The sequence below is a fragment of the Pseudomonas citronellolis genome (assembly GCF_001586155.1).
Lineage (GTDB): Bacteria > Pseudomonadota > Gammaproteobacteria > Pseudomonadales > Pseudomonadaceae > Pseudomonas > Pseudomonas citronellolis.
Window position 1 is genome coordinate 2133869 of sequence record NZ_CP014158.1, and the last position, 16742, is coordinate 2150610.

Sequence of the window (16742 nt, forward strand, 5' to 3'; positions counted from 1 at the left end):
CCAATCGGATCATCGCTAGGACAGCCCAATGAGCTTGCCACCGAACCTGGGACCGCGTAACGGTATCCTGTCCCTGACCATCAAGGACAAGTCCGTACTCTATGCCGCGTACATGCCGTTCATCCGCAACGGCGGGCTGTTCATCCCGACCAACAAGACCTACAAGCTGGGCGACGAGGTCTTCATGCTGCTCAACCTGATGGACGAGCCGGAGAAGATCCCGGTGGCCGGCAAGGTGGTCTGGATCACCCCCAAGGGCGCCCAGGGCAACCGCGCCGCGGGCATCGGCGTGCAGTTCAACGACGGCGACAACACCGCGCGCAACAAGATCGAGACCTACCTGGCCGGGGCGCTGAAGTCCGACAGGCCGACTCACACCATGTAATCCGCGGCAGACGTACCGTCGAACGCAGGAGGCGCCCGAAGGGGCGCTTCGTCATTTCCGGAGTAGCCTTTCCATGCTCGTCGATTCCCATTGCCACCTCGACCGCCTCGACCTGGCCGCCCACGGCGGCTCGCTCGACGCTGCGCTGGACGCCGCGCGCGCCCGGGGCGTCGGGCAGTTCCTGTGCATCGGCGTCAGCGCCGACAACGCCCGGGCGGTCAAGGCCTTGGCCGAACGCTACGCCGACGTGCACTGCTCGGTGGGCGTCCACCCATTGGACCTGGAACCCGGCGCAGCCCCGGCCCTGGACTGGCTGCTGGCCGAACTGAACCACCCGCGCGTGGTGGCCATCGGCGAGACCGGCCTGGACTACCACTACGAACCCGAGGCCGCCGAACTGCAGCAGCAAGCCTTCCGCCTGCACCTGGAAGCGGCGAAGCTCACCGGCAAGCCGGTCATCGTCCACACCCGCGAGGCCCGCGCCGACACCCTGGCGCTGCTGCGCGAGGCGGCGCTGCCCCAGGCCGGCGTACTGCACTGCTTCACCGAGGACTGGGAAATGGCCAAGGCGGCGCTGGACATCGGCTTCTACATCTCGCTGTCGGGCATAGTCACCTTCCGCAACGCCGAAGCCCTGCGCGAAGTGGCCCGCCAGGTACCGGCCGACCGCCTGCTGGTGGAAACCGACTCGCCGTACCTGGCGCCGGTACCGCACCGCGGCAAGCCGAACCTGCCGGAGTACGTGCGCGAAGTGGCCGAGTACCTGGCGGTGTTGCGTGGGGTGAGCTTCGAGGTGTTGGCCGAGCAGACTACGGCGAACTTCAGGCGGTTGTTCCCGTTGGCGGCGTGATCTGATCGCCGGCCTGTAGGAGCGAGCTTGCTCGCGAATGGGGTTTGCCGGCGGCGTAGGTGTTGGGGTTAAGAGCGCCCTCTCCCCAACCCTCTCCCGCAAGCGGGAGAGGGGGCAGTCCGTGCCGAGAAAAGAATTGGCTCCAGCCGGACATCACCGAGGCTGCCGGCTAACGCCATAACATCAAGCCCTGCCCAACGGTTCCCTCTCCCTTCAGGGCAGGGCGCGCAGCCGAGGGTTAGGGAGAGGGGCGGAGTTGAACCCGTGCGCGGATGTCACCGGCCAGTTCGCGAGCAAGCTCGCTCCTACGAAAAGCAAAAGCGCGTCCGCTCTTGTTCTTGGACTTCCAGAGAAACATCCAAGCGCACCGAAACGCCCCTTCAGAAGGCCGAACGAAACCGGCGCTCAGGAGGTCATGCGACATGGATGTCGCGAGAGCCCCGATGGGCTACAGGGACGTACCCTCGGGGCGGGCCTCCGTGGCGGGGGAATTCGTGAGGGTAGCCCGACTGCGTCGGGCCCGTATGCCGGGGCAAGCCTTTTTGGTTCCTTTTGTGGCGACTGACAAAAGGGACTCGCCCGAGGGGGCGAAACAAGACGGTCGGGCAGACTCGGAGCGGCGCAGAAACACCCAAGCCAAGGCAACTGGGTTATTCCCCTTCGGGCCAGCGCAAGCGCTGTTCGTGATGGAGCCGCGTCCCGCGTCCGCGGGAATGTCTGGGGTGGGGATGGAGGTGCGGGCCAAGGTTCGCGAGCAAGCTCGCTCCTACAGGCATGAAAGGGCACGCACAGCCCAATTATTTCACGCACATAAAAAAAACCCGGGTTCTGGGGGATGAATCCGGGTCAAGACCATTAGGAGTGTAACAATAAGGTACGCGATCCTCGGTACCTTCACTGGCGGGGCACTTGGGGGGAGATGCCGCACACCAGTAAGTTCAAGTATTGGCCAAGATGGCGGAGCTTCCACAACCGCCCGGCGGTTTTTTAAACGGATTTGGAATACTGCCGGGCCCATGGCCCGCCATTTGCCGCCTGCCCCCGGGGCCAGGCCCCCTGGCTCGCGGGTTGCGGCTTATTCCCGGGCCAGGGCCGAGATGATGGCCAGTGTGTCCTCTATCACGTTTTCCGGGGTATAGAAGTGCGGCGAGAAGCGCACCCCGGCGCCGCGCTGGATGCAGACTACCTGTTCGGCCTTCAGCCGCTCGTGCAGGCGGGCGTTGTCCCAGCCGTCGAGGCTGAAGGTCAGGATGCCGGCCCGGCGCTCGGGTTGCTGCGGGCTGTGCAGGCGCGCTCCGGGGATGCGTTGCAGGCCATCCTGCAAGGCCTGTACCCGTTCGGCCAGGGCTGCGCCGACCGCCGGCATGCCGAATTCCTCCAGCAGCCCCAGGCTGGCGTCCAGGGCCACGGCACCGAGCATGTTCGGGCTGCCGCATTCGAAGCGCCGTGCGCTGCGCGCCGGCTGCCAATCAGTCTGGTTGTAGTTGCCGGCGTTCTCCAGCATGTGCCAGCCGTATTCCTGCAACGACAGCAGGTCGCGCTCGGCGGCGCGGCAGTAGAACACCCCCAGGCCCTCGGGGCCGAGCATCCACTTGTGGCCGTCGGCCATGGCGAAGGCGCAGTCGTAGGCCTGGGCGTCGAAGGGCAGGGCGCCCAGTTGCTGGATGGCATCGATGCAGAACAGCACTCCCCGCTGGCGGCAGCCGGCGCCGAGGCGCTCCAGGTCCATGCGCAGGCCGCTGGCGTACTGCACGGCGCTGATCGACAGCAGGCGCGTGCGCGGCCCGCAGGCGGCCAGCAGGTCGGCCTCGGGATCGGCGCCTTCCAGGCTCACCTGGATGACCTCCACCCCGCGCGGCTTCAGGGCTTCCCAGACGACGCGGTTGGAGGGGAATTCCTGGTCGCTGATCACCACCTGGTCGCCGGGGCGCCAGTCGAGTCCGAAGGCCACGAAGGAAAGGGCTTCGGACGTATTCTTCACCAGGGCGACGTCGCCCGTGGTGGCGGCGCCGACCAGCTGCGCAAGGCGCTGGCGCAGGCGGTTCTCCACCTGCAGCCACTGCGGATAGTCGCGCGCGCCCAGGCGGATGTTCTCGCTGGCGAAGGCGGCGACGGCGTCGGCGCTACGCTTGGGCCAGGGTGCCACGGCAGCGTGGTTCAGGTAGCGCAGGCCGGGTTCCTGGGGAAACTCTAAAGAAAGCGGATTCATGGCGGATGTTCCGTGCATTTTGTCGCTGAATAGGCATAATACGCGGCTCCGGATTTTGACTATTTTTGACCGAACAGTCTTTTTATGCAGAAAGAGCCACGCAAGGTTCGCGAATTCCGTCGTCGCGAACAGGAGATCCTCGACACCGCCCTCAAGCTGTTCCTTGAGCAGGGCGAAGACAGTGTCACGGTCGAGATGATCGCCGATGCCGTGGGTATCGGCAAAGGCACCATCTACAAGCACTTCAAGTCGAAGGCGGAGATCTACCTGCGCCTGATGCTCGACTACGAGCGCGACCTGGCGGCGCTGTTCCACTCCGAGGACGTCGCCCGCGACAAGGAACGCCTGTCGCGCGCCTACTTCGAGTTCCGCATGCGCGATCCGCAGCGCTACCGCCTGTTCGACCGTCTGGAAGAAAAGGTGGTGAAGAACAGCCAGGTGCCGGAGATGGTCGAGGAACTGCACAAGATCCGCGAATCCAACTTCGAGCGCTTGAGCCAGTTGATCAAGGAGCGCATCGCCGCCGGCAAGCTGGAGGACGTGCCCGCGTACTTCCACTACTGCGCGGCCTGGGCCCTGGTGCACGGCGCCGTGGCGCTGTACCACTCGCCCTTCTGGCGCGAGGTGCTGGAGGACCAGGAGGGCTTCTTCCAGTTCCTCATGGACATCGGCGTGCGCATGGGCAACAAGCGCAAGCGCGACGGCGACACCCCTGCCGCCTGAGCCAATGCCGGCGGCGCTTTCGGGCCGCCGCCGCGGCCCGGCGGGGATATACTGATAGAACCACTCTCCGCCGGAGTCGATCGATGATCGTCGACCGCCAGGGCAGGCGCTTCCGCAACCTGCGCGTCAGCCTTACCGCCGCCTGCAACTACGCCTGCACCTATTGCGTGCCGGACGGCAAGCGCCTGGTCGCCGCGCAGGACGAGCTGTCCGCGCAGAGCCTGGTGCGCGGCGTGGCCTACCTGATCGAGGCCGCCGGCATCGAGCGCCTGCGCATCACCGGCGGCGAACCCCTGGTCAGCCCCAAGCTCGACGAATTCCTGCATGGCGTCAGCCGCCTGGGCTTGAAGGACATCAGCCTGACCAGCAACGGCCAGTTGCTTTCGCGCAAGCTGCCGCTGCTGCTGGAATGCGGTATCCGCCGGTTGAACGTCTCCCTCGACACCCTGGACGCCGCGGCCTTCCGCGGCATCGCCCGCGGCGGCGACCTGGCCACTGTGCTCAAGGGGCTGGACGAGGCCAGCGCCGCGGGCATGAAGGTCAAGGTCAACATGGTGCCGCTGCGCGGGCAGAACCTCGACCAGGTCGTCCCGCTGCTGGACTACTGCCTGGCGCGCGGCTTCGAGCTGCGCTTCATCGAGCTGATGCGCATGGGCCACCTGGCCCGCGACGGCAACGCCTTCGCCGGCCAGTTCGTCGGCCTGCGCGAGCTGCTCGAACTGATCGGCCGCGACCATCCCTACGTCCAGGCCGATGCGCCGGTGGACGCCACCGCGCTGCGCTACGAAGTGCCGGGGCAGGGCTTCTTCGGCGTGATCGCCAACGAAAGCGTACCCTTCTGCCGCACCTGCTCGCGGCTGCGCCTGTCCTCCACCGGCTGGCTGCACGGCTGCCTGTCCTCCAGCAACCGCCACTACGTCGGCGACCTGCTCGACAAGCCGCGCCACCAGGCCCTGCCGGCCCTGCAGCGGCTGCTGGTGAAGGCCCTGGCGGACAAGCAGGAAGTGGCCTTCTCCGGCGGCGTCACGGTGATGAAGATCATCGGCGGCTGAAACCCGACATTCCCCAAGCCAAGCGATCCATGCACGACTTCCCCATTTCCTATATCGAACCGGTGTTCCGCCCGCCGAGCGAGGCGCATTCGCTGATCCTGCCGGTGACCAACGGCTGCTCCTGGAACCAGTGCGGCTTCTGCGAGATGTACACCCAGCCGCAGAAGAAATTCCGCGCCCGCGACGAGGCCGAGGTGCTGGAGGAGATCCGCCGCTGCGGCGAGCGCCTGATCGTCCAGCGCGTGTTCCTCGCCGACGGCGATGCCCTGGTGCTGCCGACGCGGCGCCTGCTGAACGTCCTGCGGGCGATCCGCGAGCACCTGCCGGAGGTGCGGCGGGTGTCCAGCTACTGCCTGCCGCGCAACCTGCGCAAGAAGTCGGTGGCGGAACTGAAGGAACTGGCCGACGCCGGGCTGGGCATGGCCTACGTCGGTGCCGAGTCCGGCGACGACGAGGTGTTGGCGCGGGTGAACAAGGGCGAGACCTACGCCTCGACCCTCGACGCCCTGGACAAGCTCGGCCAGGCCGGCATCAAGCGCTCGGTGATGATCCTCAACGGCCTCGGCGGCCAGGGCCTGAGCGAGCAGCACGCGGACAACTCGGCGCGCCTGATGAACGCCGCGCAGCCGGAGTTCCTCTCCACCCTGGTGGTCAGCTTCCCCACCGGCGAGCAGCGCTTGCGCGAAGGCTTCCCCGACTTCCAGCCGCTGGGCCAGGCCCAACTGTTCGCCGAGGTCGAGCGCCTGCTGCAGGGCCTGGAGTTGCGCGACACTGTGTTCCGCAGCGACCACGCCTCCAACTACCTTGTGCTCAAGGGTGTGCTCGGCGCTGACAAGCCGCGCCTGCTGGCCCAGGTGCGCGAGGCCATCGAACGGCCACAGCAGGCGAAGCTGCGCCAGGAATGGCAGCGCGGCCTGTGATGGCGCGGAAGCTGCATCCGTCCGGCCAACGCCGGTTTTTCGACGCCGGCCGCGGAGAGATCGAATGCGCTACCTGTTGTTGACCCTGGCCCTGGCTGCGCTGGCCGGCTGCATGAAGCCCAGCGACATGGCCGAACGCACCGGCTACTACATGGGCGACGCCGGCTTCCTCGACCACAGCCACACCCACCGCACGGGGAACTGGCGGGTGCAGCCGGACTCCTTCATCTACATCGCCCAGGGGCACTTCGTGCCGCCGGGGCATCCCTACGCGCGGCCCAACGTGGTGGCGGAGGAGGCCTTCAAGGGCTTCGTCGAATACTTCCCGCAGGTGCGCCGGGCCAAGGCCCCGGAGGGCCTGGACGAGGCCATGCAGGAGGCGCGGGCGGCCGGCGCCGACTACCTGCTGTACACGCGCTTCGCCCGCGGCGAGGACAATGTGGGAAACTGGGAAGAGTACGAAGACACCGACAACGACGTCGGACGCGACCGCAGCGTGATCCAGGTGATGCTGATCGACACCGGCAACCGCTTCCTGCTGGACAGCGCCACCATCCGCAGCCGCGGCGGTTTCCTGACGTTCTACGACGCCCGGCCCGAGGACCTGATCGGGCCGCCGCTGGAAGACTACGCCCGCAGCCTGCTGGGGGTGAAGACGACCGAGGAGTTCCAATGACCGATACAGGCAAGGCCGGCGACCTGCTGGCGCAGATTCCCGCCAGCAAGGGCCTGCCGCCCGTGCACCTGTGGAACCCGCCGTTCTGCGGCGACATCGACATGCGCATCGCCCGCGACGGCACCTGGTACTACCTGGGCACGCCCATCGGGCGCAAGCCGATGGTCAAGCTGTTCTCCAGCATCATCCGCCGCGATGGCGACGACTACTTCCTGGTCACCCCGGTGGAGAAGTGCGGCATCCGCGTCGACGACGCGCCTTTCGTCGCCGTGACGCTGAGCGTGGAAGGGCAGGGCGAGGCCCAGCAACTGCGCTTCACCAGCAACGTCGAGGACGAGTTCGTCGCCGGCCCCGACCATCCGATCCGCGTCGACATCGACCCGCAGACCCAGGAGCCGGCCCCCTACGTGCTGGTGCGCAGCAACCTGGAGGCGCTGATCCACCGCAACGTCTTCTACCAACTGGTCGAACTGGCCGTGCCGCGCCTGATCGATGGCCGGGAATGGCTGGGCGTGTGGAGTGGCGGCGAGTTCTTCGCCATCGGCCCGCAGCCGTGACCGGCGGGTCCCGGAGCGGCCGGTAGTTCGCGGAAGGTGTCGCTACAGCGGTTGGGGCCTCAAGCCCCTGCGCCCGTACTCCTTGTAGGAGCGCGCCCTGCGCGCGATTCGCGGGCAGGGCCCGCTCCTACAGTCCAGCAACTGTCTTGCCGGCTGCGCCAGGTTTGCTCTTACGACAGGCACAAAAAAACGCCGTTTCCTGTGAGGGAAACGGCGTTCTTTCTACGCGAGGGCCTTACATATTGGGGTAGTTCGGCCCGCCGGTGCCTTCCGGGGCGACCCAGGTGATGTTCTGCGCCGGGTCCTTGATGTCGCAGGTCTTGCAGTGCACGCAGTTCTGCGCGTTGATCTGGAAGCGCTTGCTGCCGTCGTCGTTGCTTACCACTTCGTACACGCCGGCCGGGCAGTAGCGCTGCGCGGGCTCGTCGTAGAGCGGCAGGTTCTTGGCGATCGGCACGCTCGGGTCGGTCAGCTTGAGGTGGATCGGCTGGTCTTCCTCGTGGTTGGTGTTGGAGAGGAACACCGAGGAGAGCTTGTCGAAGCTCAGCTTGCCGTCCGGTTTCGGGTAGTCGATCTTCGGCGCTTCGCTGGCCTTCTTCAGGCAGGCGTAGTCCGGGGTGGTGTCGTGCAGGGTGAGCGGAATCTTGCCGCCGAAGAAGTTCTGGTCGATGAAGTTGAAGGCACCGCCGCCGATGGCGCCGAACTTGTGGATGGCTGCGCCGAAGTTGCGGCTGCGGAACAGCTCGTCGTACAGCCAGCTGGCCTTGAAGGCGTCCACGTAATTGCTCAGCTCGTCGCCGCCTTCACGGCCGGCGGCCAGGGCTTCGGCGATGGCCTCGGCGGCCAGCATGCCGGACTTCATGGCGGTGTGGCTGCCCTTGATCTTGGCGAAGTTCAGGGTGCCCAGGTCGCAGCCGATCAGCGCGCCGCCGGGGAAGACCATCTTCGGCAGCGAGTTCAGGCCGCCCTTGCAGATGGCGCGGGCGCCGTAGGCCACGCGCTTGCCGCCTTCGAGGTACTGCTTGATCACCGGGTGGTGCTTGTAGCGCTGGAACTCGTCGAAGGGCGACAGGTGCGGGTTGCTGTAGGACAGGTCGATGATCAGGCCGACCACCACCTGGTTGTTCTCCAGGTGATAGAGGAAGGAGCCGCCCGGGTTGTCGTCGTTCAGCGGCCAGCCGGCGGTGTGCACCACCAGGCCCTGGTCGTGCTTGGCCGGGTCGATGTCCCAGATTTCCTTGATGCCGATGCCGTAGTGCTGGGCGTCGGCGTAGCTGTCGAGCTTGTACTTCCTGATCAGCTGCTTGCCGATGTGGCCACGGCAGCCTTCGGCGAACAGGGTGTACTTGGCGCGCAGCTCCATACCGGGGGTGTAGTACCCTTCTTTCGGATTGCCTTCGCGGTCGACGCCCAGGTCGCCGGTGACGATGCCGCGGACCACGCCGTTCTCGTCGACCAGCGCTTCCTGGGCGGCGAAGCCCGGGTAGATCTCGACGCCCAGGCCTTCGGCCTGCTGGGCCAGCCAGCGGCACAGGTTGCCCAGGGAGATGATGTAGTTGCCCTCGTTGTGCATGGTCTTGGGCACGAAGAAGTTCGGCACCTTGGTGGCGGCCTGGTCGTTCTTCAGGACGTAGATGTCGTCGCGCTTGACCGGGGTGTTCAGCGGGGCTTCGAGTTCCTTCCAGTTGGGGAACAGCTCGTTCAGCGCGCGGGGCTCGAACACGGCGCCAGAGAGAATGTGGGCGCCTACTTCGGAACCCTTCTCGACCACACAGACGCTGATTTCCTGACCCGCGTCGGCGGCCTTCTGCTTCAGTCGGCATGCGGCGGACAGACCGGCAGGGCCGGCGCCGACGATGACGACGTCGAATTCCATGTATTCGCGTTCCACTTCTCGATCTCTCCTAACTCAAGGCTCTACAGGCTATTTGTTGGTATGGGGCCGGGGGCGCTACCCCGGACAGAGCGGGGCGCAATTATAGCGACAGGGCCCAGCATAGTTATACCCCCCGTTTTGGGCAATACAAACGTTTGTTTGAAATGCGCGGAAGCCTGATAGAATCGGCTTCCGCGCCTTATGAACGGGCATTCACGCGTATTGACCCGACAGGGCGATGCGGTCAAGATAGCCACGGTTTTGCGGTCGCGGTCTCGCTGGATGTAGTCGCAGATGGCGTGCACTACCGGCCAGGCCTGTCTGGCGACATTCCTATTCACCGGAGAAAAACGAGGAATCCATGAAGGTTCTTGTAGCTGTCAAACGAGTGGTTGACTATAACGTCAAGGTCCGCGTCAAGGCGGACAACTCCGGCGTCGATCTCGCCAACGTGAAAATGTCCATGAACCCCTTCTGCGAAATCGCCGTGGAAGAGGCCGTGCGTCTGAAGGAAAAAGGCGTCGCCACTGAAATCGTCGCCGTCTCCGTCGGCCCGACCGCGGCCCAGGAACAACTGCGCACCGCCCTGGCCCTGGGCGCCGACCGCGCCATCCTGGTCGAGACCAACGAAGAACTGAATTCCCTGGCCATCGCCAAGGCCCTGAAGGCCGTGGTCGACAAAGAGCAGCCGCAGCTGGTGATCCTCGGCAAGCAGGCCATCGACAGCGACAACAACCAGACCGGCCAGATGCTGGCCGCGCTGACCGGCTACGCCCAGGGCACCTTCGCCTCCAAGGTCGAAGTGGCTGGCGACAAGGTCAACGTCACCCGTGAAATCGACGGCGGCCTGCAGACCGTTGCGCTGAACCTGCCGGCGATCGTCACCACCGACCTGCGCCTGAACGAGCCGCGCTATGCGTCGCTGCCGAACATCATGAAAGCGAAGAAGAAGCCGCTGGACGTGGTGACCCCGGACGCCCTCGGCGTTTCCACCGCTTCCACCGTGAAGACCCTGAAAGTGGAAGCTCCGGCTGCCCGCAGCGCCGGCATCAAGGTCAAGTCCGTGGCTGAACTGGTCGAGAAACTGAAGAACGAGGCGAAAGTAATCTGATGGCTATCCTGGTAATCGCTGAGCACAACAACGGCGTCCTGGGCGCTGCCACCCTGAACACCGTCGCTGCCGCCCAGAAGATCGGTGGCGATGTCGCCGTGCTGGTCGCCGGCCAGAACGTCGGCGCCGTGGCCGAAGCCGCCGCCAAGATCGCGGGCGTTGCCAAGGTGCTGGTCGCCGACAACGCCGCCTACGCCCACCAACTGCCGGAGAACGTCGCTCCGCTGGTGGCCGACCTCGGCAAGGGCTACAGCCACATCCTGGCCGCCGCCACCACCAACGGCAAGAACTACCTGCCGCGCGTCGCCGCGCTGCTGGACGTCGACCAGATCTCCGAGATCATCGAGGTGGTCAGCGCCGACACCTTCAAGCGCCCGATCTACGCCGGCAACGCCATCGCCACCGTGCAGTCCTCGGCTCCGGTCAAGGTCATCACCGTGCGCACCACCGGCTTCGACGCCGTCGCCGCTGAAGGCGGTTCGGCTGCCGTCGAGCAGGTATCCGGCCCGGCCGACGCCGGCAAGTCCGCCTTCGTCGGCGAAGAGCTGGCCAAGTCCGACCGTCCGGAACTGACCGCCGCCAAGATCGTGGTCTCCGGTGGCCGCGGCATGGGCAACGGCGACAACTTCAAGATCCTCTACGCCCTGGCCGACAAGCTGGGCGCCGCCGTCGGCGCTTCCCGCGCCGCGGTCGACGCCGGCTTCGTGCCGAACGACATGCAGGTCGGCCAGACCGGCAAGATCGTCGCGCCGCAGCTGTACATCGCCGTGGGCATCTCCGGTGCCATCCAGCACCTGGCGGGCATGAAGGACTCGAAAGTCATCGTGGCCATCAACAAGGACGAAGAGGCGCCGATCTTCCAGGTCGCCGACTACGGCCTGGTGGGCGATCTGTTCGAGCTCGTACCGGAGCTGGAAAAGGCCGTCTGAGCCTGAACCGCTGACGAAGGAACCCGCTCCCAGGAGCGGGTTCTTTCATTTCCGGCCCCGGGTTTCCCGTGTTCGCCGCAGGGTATGACCCATTGGTCACGAATCTTCTCCCGGTTGCGCCCAAGAGAAGGTGTCTCATCTACAATGCGCGACGTCTTCAGTACCTGAACCTGTTCTAACGGCACCTGGCAAACGAGGTTTTCATGATCATCAAACCGCGCGTGCGTGGCTTCATCTGCGTCACTACCCATCCGACCGGCTGCGAAGCCAACGTCAAGGAACAGATCGAGTACGTCGAGGCGCATGGCCCCATCGCCAACGGTCCGAAGAAGGTCCTGGTGATCGGCTCGTCCACCGGCTACGGCCTGGCCGCGCGCATCAGCGCCGCCTTCGGCGCCGGCGCCGCCACCCTGGGCGTGTTCTTCGAGCGCCCCGGCAGCGAGACCAAGGCCGGCACCGCCGGCTGGTACAACTCGGCGGCCTTCGAGAAGTTCGCCCACGCCAAGGGCCTGTATGCCCGCAGCATCAATGGCGATGCCTTCTCCGACGAGGTGAAGAAGGTCACCATCGAAACCATCAAGCAGGACCTGGGCAAGGTCGACCTGGTGGTCTACAGCCTGGCCGCCCCGCGCCGCACCCATCCGAAGACCGGCGAAGTCTTCAACTCGGTGCTCAAGCCGGTGGGCAAGACCGTCAACTTCCGCGGCCTGGACACCGACAAGGAAGTGATCAAGGAAAGCGTGATGGAGCCGGCCACCCCCGAGGAAATCGCCAACACCGTCGCGGTGATGGGTGGCGAAGACTGGCAGATGTGGATGGACGCGCTGCAGGAAGCCGGCGTACTGGCCGATGGCGCCAAGACCACCGCTTTCACCTACCTGGGCGAAGAGATCACCCACGACCTGTACTGGAACGGCTCCATCGGCGCGGCCAAGAAGGACCTGGACCAGAAGGTCCTGGGCATTCGCGAGAAGCTGGCCGCCACCGGCGGTGACGCCCGCGTGTCGGTGCTCAAGGCCGTGGTCACCCAGGCCAGCTCGGCCATCCCGATGATGCCGCTGTACCTGTCGCTGCTGTTCAAGGTGATGAAGGAGAAGGGCACCCACGAGGGTTGCATCGAACAGGTCGACGGACTGTTCCGCGACAGCCTCTACGGCAGCCAGCCGCACCTGGACGCCGACGGCCGCCTGCGCGCCGACTACAAGGAGCTGCAGCCGGACGTGCAGGACAAGGTGAAGGAACTGTGGAACCAGGTGACCAACGAGAACCTGTACCAACTGACCGACTTCACCGGCTACAAGACCGAGTTCCTGCGCCTGTTCGGCTTCGAGATCGCCGGGGTGGACTACGAGCAGGACGTCAATCCGGACGTGCAGATACCCGGCCTGATCCAGCTTTAAGCGCTGATCTTCGCTCCGCACAGAACCGGCCGCCCAGGCGCCGGTTCTGCATTCCGGCTTCAGCGAATCGCGGTGCGCTGGGCCTTGGCCTGTTCGAGGAAGTCCAGGTAGCGGCCGGCGGTCTCTTCCGGGCGCTCGATCATCGGCACGTGGCCGCAGTCGCGCAGGATGGCCACGCTGGGATGCCTGAGCAACGGCTTCATCACCTCGATGCTGGAAACGTCCAGCACGCGGTCGCGGTCGCCCCACAGCAGCAGGGTGGGCGCGGTGATCTTCGGCAGCTCCGGCTCCAGCGGGATGTAGCGCTCGCGCAGCTGGCCGAAGATGTAGGCGTTGAGCTGGCTGCGCTGCACGCCGCGCTCGCCCAGGTACAGTTGCAGGCGCTCGGGCATCGGCGGGCGCTGGTAGAAGACGAAGTCCATCAGCCCGGAAAAGTCCTCGGGGCGGCTCAGCACCAGCGGGTTGGACTGCCCGCCGAGCACGCGCCTGAACAGCTCGCTCTGCTGCGGGGCCATGATCCCGGCGTTGTCGAACAGGCCCACGGAGAAGGCCATGTCCGGATGCCGCGCGGCCATCAGCGCGACTATCTGCCCGCCCATGGAGTTGCCCACCAGGTGCAGGCGGCCGATGCCCAGGGCCTTGGCGAAGTCCACCAGGCGCTCGGCCTGGGTGCCGACGTCGTAGCTGATGGCCTGGGGCTGGCTGCTTTCGCCGAAGCCGGGCAGGTCGGGGATGAGCACGTGGTAGCGCGAGGTCAGGTAGCGGGCGAAGCGCGGCCAGTTGTCCTTGTCGGCGCCAAAGCCGTGGACCAGCAGGACGGTCTCGGCCTCGCGCGGGCCACCCTCGTAGTAGCGGATGTCCAGGCCGTCGACGCGCACGCTCTGCTCGTCCAGGCCGGCGCGGGTGCGCTCGACGAACTGGGCGCTGGCCAGCAGGGTGGAAGGGAAGACGTAGAGCACGCCGGCGCCGGCGGCCAGCAGCAGGACGAGGGCGAGCAGGACTTTCTTCATCGGTGATCCTTGTGACCGTGGGAGCGGAAATCGAGGATAGGGAAGGGAACGCGACGGTTCCCGGCTTGGCGTATCCACCTGAACAGTGACATGCTGCACTGGCGTCCGAATTCGCCTAGTCTGACCCTTCGCTCAGAACTTTTTCTTACAGAAGCTAGCATGCCGTCGTCATACGCATCGCCCTCCCTTTCGCCGGTTCGCGAGGACCGCGCATGATCAGGCGCAGCCGCGTCCTGCTGGCCATGGTCGGCCTGCTGGCGCTGTATGCCCACGCCCAGAGCAGCCAGTGTTCGGTGCTGGTGGCCAGCGGCAACCCGGAATACCCGCCGTTCCTCTGGCGCGACCCCGCCCAGCCGGAGCGCCTGGTCGGGGCCAGCGCCGAGCTGCTGGAGCAACTGGGCAAGTCCATGGGCGTGAGCATCCGCGTGCGCTACACCGGCTCCTGGGCCCGCGCCCAGGAAGAGGCGCGCCTGGGCCGCGTCGACCTGCTCGCCGGCGCCTTCCTCACGCCCGAGCGCGAGGCGATCATGGACTACATCCGCCCGGCCTTCCTCAGCACCGACAACGTGGTCTGGGTGCACAAGGGCGAAGGCTTCCCCTACGCCCGCTGGGAAGACCTGCGCGGCCACAAGGGCGGCACCCTGGTGAACAACAGCTTCGGCGCCGCCTTCGACGACTTCGCCGAGCAGCAACTGACCCTGGAAGAGGTGCCCAGCGTAGCCCAGGCCTTCCAGAAGCTGGCCCTGGGGCGCACCGACTACGTGCTCTACGAGCGCTTCCCCGGCCTGGCCACGGCGGCCCGGCTCGGCCTGCAGCAGCGCCTGCAACCGCTGGAGCCGCCGATCTCCAGCGAAGGGCTGTACCTGACCCTGGCCCACGCCTCGCCCTGCTACGGCCCGGAACTGCGCGGACAACTGCAGGAAAAGATGACAGAATTGATTGCCGCCGGCGTACCGCAGCGCCTGTTGCAGCGCAACCTGCAGCGCTGGCAGGCCGAGCAAGCGCGGTCCGCCGCCTCTCCCACGCAGTAGAGAAGATTTCGTGAGCAAGCCAAGCATGACCCTCCCCGGGCTGTTGCTGTGCGCCCTGGCGGGATGCGCCAACGACCCGCTTCCCAACGAGCAGATGCGCCTGACCGAACAGGCCCTGGACCAGGCCCGGGCGGTCGGCGCCACGGACGCGGTGGCCGAGTTCAAGCTGGCCGAGGACAAGTACCAGGCCGCCCGCGAGGCCCTGGCCGGCGCCGCCAACAAGCGCGCCCGGCAGCTCGCCGAGCAGGCCGAGCTGGACGCGCGCCTGGCCGAGGCCAAGGTGCTGACCGGCAAGAGCGCCGCGCAACTGGCCGAGCAGGGCAAGAGCATCCAGCGCCTGCGCCGCCAGCTGGGGGAAGTGAAATGAGCCCGCGGCGGTTGATGCCATGCGGCCTGGTCGCCGCCGCCCTGGCCCTGGCGGGCTGCACCCACGGGCAGCTCGCCGAGCAGTCCCTGGAGCGCGCGCGCAGCGAGTTCCAGGCGGTCAAGGACGACACCGGCGTGCTGCACAGCGCGCCGCGCGACGTGATCCGCGCCGGCGAGTCCCTGGCCCGCGCCGAGCGCCTGTCCAGCTACTGGGGCAGCAACGACGACGTGCTGCAGTACGCCTACCTCAGCCAGCGCTACAGCGAGATCGCCCGCGAGCGCAGCAACCTGGCGCTGAATCAGGAACGCCTGGCTCGCCAGCAGCTCGACCGCGAGCGCCTGCAGCTGGCCCTGCGCGAGGCCAAGCTGGCCAGCGTGCAGGAGCAGAGCAAGTGGCTGGAAGAGCAGATGGTCAGCCTGGCCACCGACCAGACCGAACGCGGCCTGGTGCTGACCCTCGGCGACGTGCTGTTCGACAGCGGCGAGTCCGACCTCAAGCCCGCCGCCAACCGCACCGTGCTCAAGCTGGTGCAGTTCCTCCAGCTCAATCCGCGGCGGGTGATCCGCATCGAGGGCTACACCGACAACCAGGGCGACGAGCAGGAGAACCAGCAGTTGTCCCGGGACCGCGCCCAGGCGGTGGCCGACGTGCTCACCGACCTCGGCGTGGACGCCAAGCGCATCCAGGTGCAGGGCTTCGGCGAGGCCTATCCGGTGGCGGACAACGCCTCGTCCCTGGGCCGCGCGCAGAACCGCCGCGTGGAAATCGTCTTCTCCGACGACAAGGGCCAGCTCGGCGCCCAGCGCTGAGCCCCTGGCGCCGGGCGGGCCGGCCCGGCGCTGCTAACCTGTTGGCAGGGTGGCATCTCGAAGCTGTTCGAGGGTCGCCTTGGCGAAAATACGCCGATGGGACCACCCCACTCCGGGGCGTCCGCCAGCAGGAACCCGCAATGCCCTTCAAACGTGAAACTCTCAAAGCCCTCGTCGCCGATGCCCAGCCGCTGACCGGCTGGGGGTTGCAGCGCTACCTGGCCGACCAGAGCCAGGTGCAGGTGCTGGACTGGGTCACCGATACAGATTCGCTGCTGCGCCAGTTGAGCGAACGCCCCGACCTCGATCTGCTGATCACCGAGATGGCCTTGCCCGGCTCGCGCGGGCGCGATGGCGTGCACTTGCTCGAATGGCTGCAGCGCAACTACCCGCAGCTCAAGGTGCTGGTCTACTCGGTATCGGGGGCGCCGCTGATGGCGCGGGCCTCGCTCAAGTGCGGCGCCAGCGCCTATGTCTGCAAGCGCAGCCCGTTGTCGGTACTGGACGAGGCGGTGACGCGGATTCGCCAGGGGCTGACCTACACCGACCCCACCCTGCGCCCGCAGCGCCATACCGGCCAGCCGCTGAGCCCCACCGAGATCGACATCCTGCTCCGCCTGTCCCATGGCGCCACGGTCGGCGAGATCGCCGAGCGCACCAGCCGCAGCGTTTCCACCATCAGCACCCACAAGCGCAACGCCATGAGGAAGCTGGGCGTGACCAACGACGCGCAACTGGTGATCGCCGGCATGCTGGACTGGCTCGGGGAGTTCTGAGGCGCTCTGGCGCGCGGCCTGCGCCGATCATCGGCGGCGGGCTGTATCGGCATGTTTCCCT

Annotated in this window: 17 protein-coding genes; 14 read left to right on the forward strand and 3 right to left on the reverse strand. The window is 66.5% G+C overall.

Annotated elements, in window-relative coordinates; translation table 11 throughout:
* Positions 1-28 precede the first annotated feature (28 nt).
* Together PcP3B5_RS09685 and PcP3B5_RS09690 are read left to right on the forward strand one after the other, a co-directional pair.
* Complete coding sequence (locus tag PcP3B5_RS09685) at positions 29-385, forward strand: PilZ domain-containing protein (RefSeq protein WP_009621447.1); 357 nt, start codon at positions 29-31, stop codon at positions 383-385.
* A gap of 73 nt (positions 386-458) precedes the next feature.
* On the forward strand, positions 459-1235 hold the full coding sequence (locus PcP3B5_RS09690; protein ID WP_061561124.1) for a TatD family hydrolase: 777 nt from the start codon (positions 459-461) through the stop codon (positions 1233-1235).
* A gap of 1075 nt (positions 1236-2310) precedes the next feature.
* Here the strand turns inward: PcP3B5_RS09690 and PcP3B5_RS09695 are convergent.
* Positions 2311-3444, reverse strand: a complete 1134-nt coding sequence (locus tag PcP3B5_RS09695; protein WP_061561125.1) for an aminotransferase class V-fold PLP-dependent enzyme — start codon at positions 3442-3444, stop codon at positions 2311-2313.
* A gap of 84 nt (positions 3445-3528) precedes the next feature.
* On the opposite strand from PcP3B5_RS09695, the gene PcP3B5_RS09700 reads away from it, so the two are divergent.
* From PcP3B5_RS09700 to PcP3B5_RS09720, 5 genes are all read left to right on the forward strand, one after another.
* On the forward strand, positions 3529-4167 hold the full coding sequence (locus tag PcP3B5_RS09700) for a TetR/AcrR family transcriptional regulator (RefSeq protein WP_009621451.1): 639 nt from the start codon (positions 3529-3531) through the stop codon (positions 4165-4167).
* Between the two features lie 83 nt (positions 4168-4250).
* The gene (locus tag PcP3B5_RS09705) at positions 4251-5219 is read left to right on the forward strand and encodes a GTP 3',8-cyclase MoaA (RefSeq protein ID WP_061561126.1); all 969 of its coding nucleotides are present in this window, start codon (positions 4251-4253) and stop codon (positions 5217-5219) included.
* A 29-nt stretch (positions 5220-5248) separates the two neighbouring features.
* Positions 5249-6139, forward strand: coding sequence for a radical SAM protein (locus PcP3B5_RS09710; protein WP_009621455.1), 891 nt, complete (start codon positions 5249-5251; stop codon positions 6137-6139).
* A 64-nt stretch (positions 6140-6203) separates the two neighbouring features.
* A complete protein-coding gene (locus tag PcP3B5_RS09715) occupies positions 6204-6815 on the forward strand; it encodes a DUF4823 domain-containing protein (protein WP_061561127.1) in 612 nt (203 codons plus the stop codon).
* Entirely contained in the window at positions 6812-7372 is a 561-nt protein-coding gene (locus tag PcP3B5_RS09720; RefSeq protein WP_061561128.1) for a DUF1285 domain-containing protein, read from the forward strand. The genes PcP3B5_RS09715 and PcP3B5_RS09720 overlap by 4 nt, the downstream gene beginning before the upstream one ends.
* Positions 7373-7607: 235 nt before the next feature.
* Here the strand turns inward: PcP3B5_RS09720 and PcP3B5_RS09725 are convergent, their stop codons facing one another.
* On the reverse strand, positions 7608-9263 hold the full coding sequence (locus tag PcP3B5_RS09725) for an electron transfer flavoprotein-ubiquinone oxidoreductase (protein WP_061561129.1): 1656 nt from the start codon (positions 9261-9263) through the stop codon (positions 7608-7610).
* A 346-nt stretch (positions 9264-9609) separates the two neighbouring features.
* Between PcP3B5_RS09725 and PcP3B5_RS09730 the strand changes: the two genes are divergently transcribed.
* The 3 genes from PcP3B5_RS09730 to fabV all read left to right on the forward strand — a co-directional run bounded on the left by PcP3B5_RS09730 (position 9610) and on the right by fabV (position 12688).
* On the forward strand, positions 9610-10359 hold the full coding sequence (locus PcP3B5_RS09730; protein WP_009621462.1) for an electron transfer flavoprotein subunit beta/FixA family protein: 750 nt from the start codon (positions 9610-9612) through the stop codon (positions 10357-10359).
* Positions 10359-11288 carry an electron transfer flavoprotein subunit alpha/FixB family protein gene (locus PcP3B5_RS09735; RefSeq protein WP_043267238.1) on the forward strand — a complete coding sequence of 310 codons (930 nt, stop codon included), beginning with the start codon at positions 10359-10361 and terminating at the stop codon, positions 11286-11288. The genes PcP3B5_RS09730 and PcP3B5_RS09735 overlap by 1 nt, the downstream gene beginning before the upstream one ends.
* Before the next feature lie 203 nt (positions 11289-11491).
* Positions 11492-12688, forward strand: coding sequence for an enoyl-ACP reductase FabV (fabV, locus tag PcP3B5_RS09740; protein WP_058488948.1), 1197 nt, complete (start codon positions 11492-11494; stop codon positions 12686-12688).
* A 59-nt stretch (positions 12689-12747) separates the two neighbouring features.
* Here the strand turns inward: fabV and PcP3B5_RS09745 are convergent, their stop codons facing one another.
* The gene (locus PcP3B5_RS09745; RefSeq protein ID WP_061561130.1) at positions 12748-13698 is read right to left on the reverse strand and encodes an alpha/beta fold hydrolase; all 951 of its coding nucleotides are present in this window, start codon (positions 13696-13698) and stop codon (positions 12748-12750) included.
* Between the two features lie 212 nt (positions 13699-13910).
* Here PcP3B5_RS09745 and PcP3B5_RS09750 point away from each other — a divergent pair, with 212 nt between their 5' ends.
* From PcP3B5_RS09750 to PcP3B5_RS09765, 4 genes are all read left to right on the forward strand, one after another.
* Complete coding sequence (locus PcP3B5_RS09750) at positions 13911-14729, forward strand: substrate-binding periplasmic protein (protein WP_043267233.1); 819 nt, start codon at positions 13911-13913, stop codon at positions 14727-14729.
* 25 nt (positions 14730-14754) lie between these two features.
* The gene (locus PcP3B5_RS09755) at positions 14755-15096 is read left to right on the forward strand and encodes a DUF4398 domain-containing protein (RefSeq protein WP_058071003.1); all 342 of its coding nucleotides are present in this window, start codon (positions 14755-14757) and stop codon (positions 15094-15096) included.
* Entirely contained in the window at positions 15093-15905 is an 813-nt protein-coding gene (locus tag PcP3B5_RS09760) for an OmpA family protein (RefSeq protein ID WP_009621473.1), read from the forward strand. The genes PcP3B5_RS09755 and PcP3B5_RS09760 overlap by 4 nt, the downstream gene beginning before the upstream one ends.
* Positions 15906-16045: 140 nt before the next feature.
* Positions 16046-16681: a response regulator gene (locus PcP3B5_RS09765; RefSeq protein WP_061561131.1), complete on the forward strand. Its 636-nt coding sequence runs from the start codon at positions 16046-16048 to the stop codon at positions 16679-16681.
* Positions 16682-16742 lie beyond the last annotated feature (61 nt).

Bases quoted from the DNA above. Each gene is read 5' to 3' on its own strand.
- PcP3B5_RS09710 (WP_009621455.1), top strand. From the start codon at position 5,249: ATGCACGACTTCCCCATTTCCTATATCGAACCGGTGTTCCGCCCGCCG.
- PcP3B5_RS09705 (WP_061561126.1), top strand. From the start codon at position 4,251: ATGATCGTCGACCGCCAGGGCAGGCGCTTCCGCAACCTGCGCGTCAGC.
- PcP3B5_RS09695 (WP_061561125.1), bottom strand. From the start codon at position 3,444: ATGAATCCGCTTTCTTTAGAGTTTCCCCAGGAACCCGGCCTGCGCTAC.
- PcP3B5_RS09750 (WP_043267233.1), top strand. From the start codon at position 13,911: ATGATCAGGCGCAGCCGCGTCCTGCTGGCCATGGTCGGCCTGCTGGCG.
- PcP3B5_RS09760 (WP_009621473.1), top strand. From the start codon at position 15,093: ATGAGCCCGCGGCGGTTGATGCCATGCGGCCTGGTCGCCGCCGCCCTG.
- fabV (WP_058488948.1), top strand. From the start codon at position 11,492: ATGATCATCAAACCGCGCGTGCGTGGCTTCATCTGCGTCACTACCCAT.
- PcP3B5_RS09690 (WP_061561124.1), top strand. From the start codon at position 459: ATGCTCGTCGATTCCCATTGCCACCTCGACCGCCTCGACCTGGCCGCC.
- PcP3B5_RS09735 (WP_043267238.1), top strand. From the start codon at position 10,359: ATGGCTATCCTGGTAATCGCTGAGCACAACAACGGCGTCCTGGGCGCT.
- PcP3B5_RS09685 (WP_009621447.1), top strand. From the start codon at position 29: ATGAGCTTGCCACCGAACCTGGGACCGCGTAACGGTATCCTGTCCCTG.
- PcP3B5_RS09755 (WP_058071003.1), top strand. From the start codon at position 14,755: ATGACCCTCCCCGGGCTGTTGCTGTGCGCCCTGGCGGGATGCGCCAAC.
- PcP3B5_RS09715 (WP_061561127.1), top strand. From the start codon at position 6,204: ATGCGCTACCTGTTGTTGACCCTGGCCCTGGCTGCGCTGGCCGGCTGC.
- PcP3B5_RS09700 (WP_009621451.1), top strand. From the start codon at position 3,529: ATGCAGAAAGAGCCACGCAAGGTTCGCGAATTCCGTCGTCGCGAACAG.
- PcP3B5_RS09745 (WP_061561130.1), bottom strand. From the start codon at position 13,698: ATGAAGAAAGTCCTGCTCGCCCTCGTCCTGCTGCTGGCCGCCGGCGCC.
- PcP3B5_RS09765 (WP_061561131.1), top strand. From the start codon at position 16,046: ATGCCCTTCAAACGTGAAACTCTCAAAGCCCTCGTCGCCGATGCCCAG.
- PcP3B5_RS09720 (WP_061561128.1), top strand. From the start codon at position 6,812: ATGACCGATACAGGCAAGGCCGGCGACCTGCTGGCGCAGATTCCCGCC.
- PcP3B5_RS09730 (WP_009621462.1), top strand. From the start codon at position 9,610: ATGAAGGTTCTTGTAGCTGTCAAACGAGTGGTTGACTATAACGTCAAG.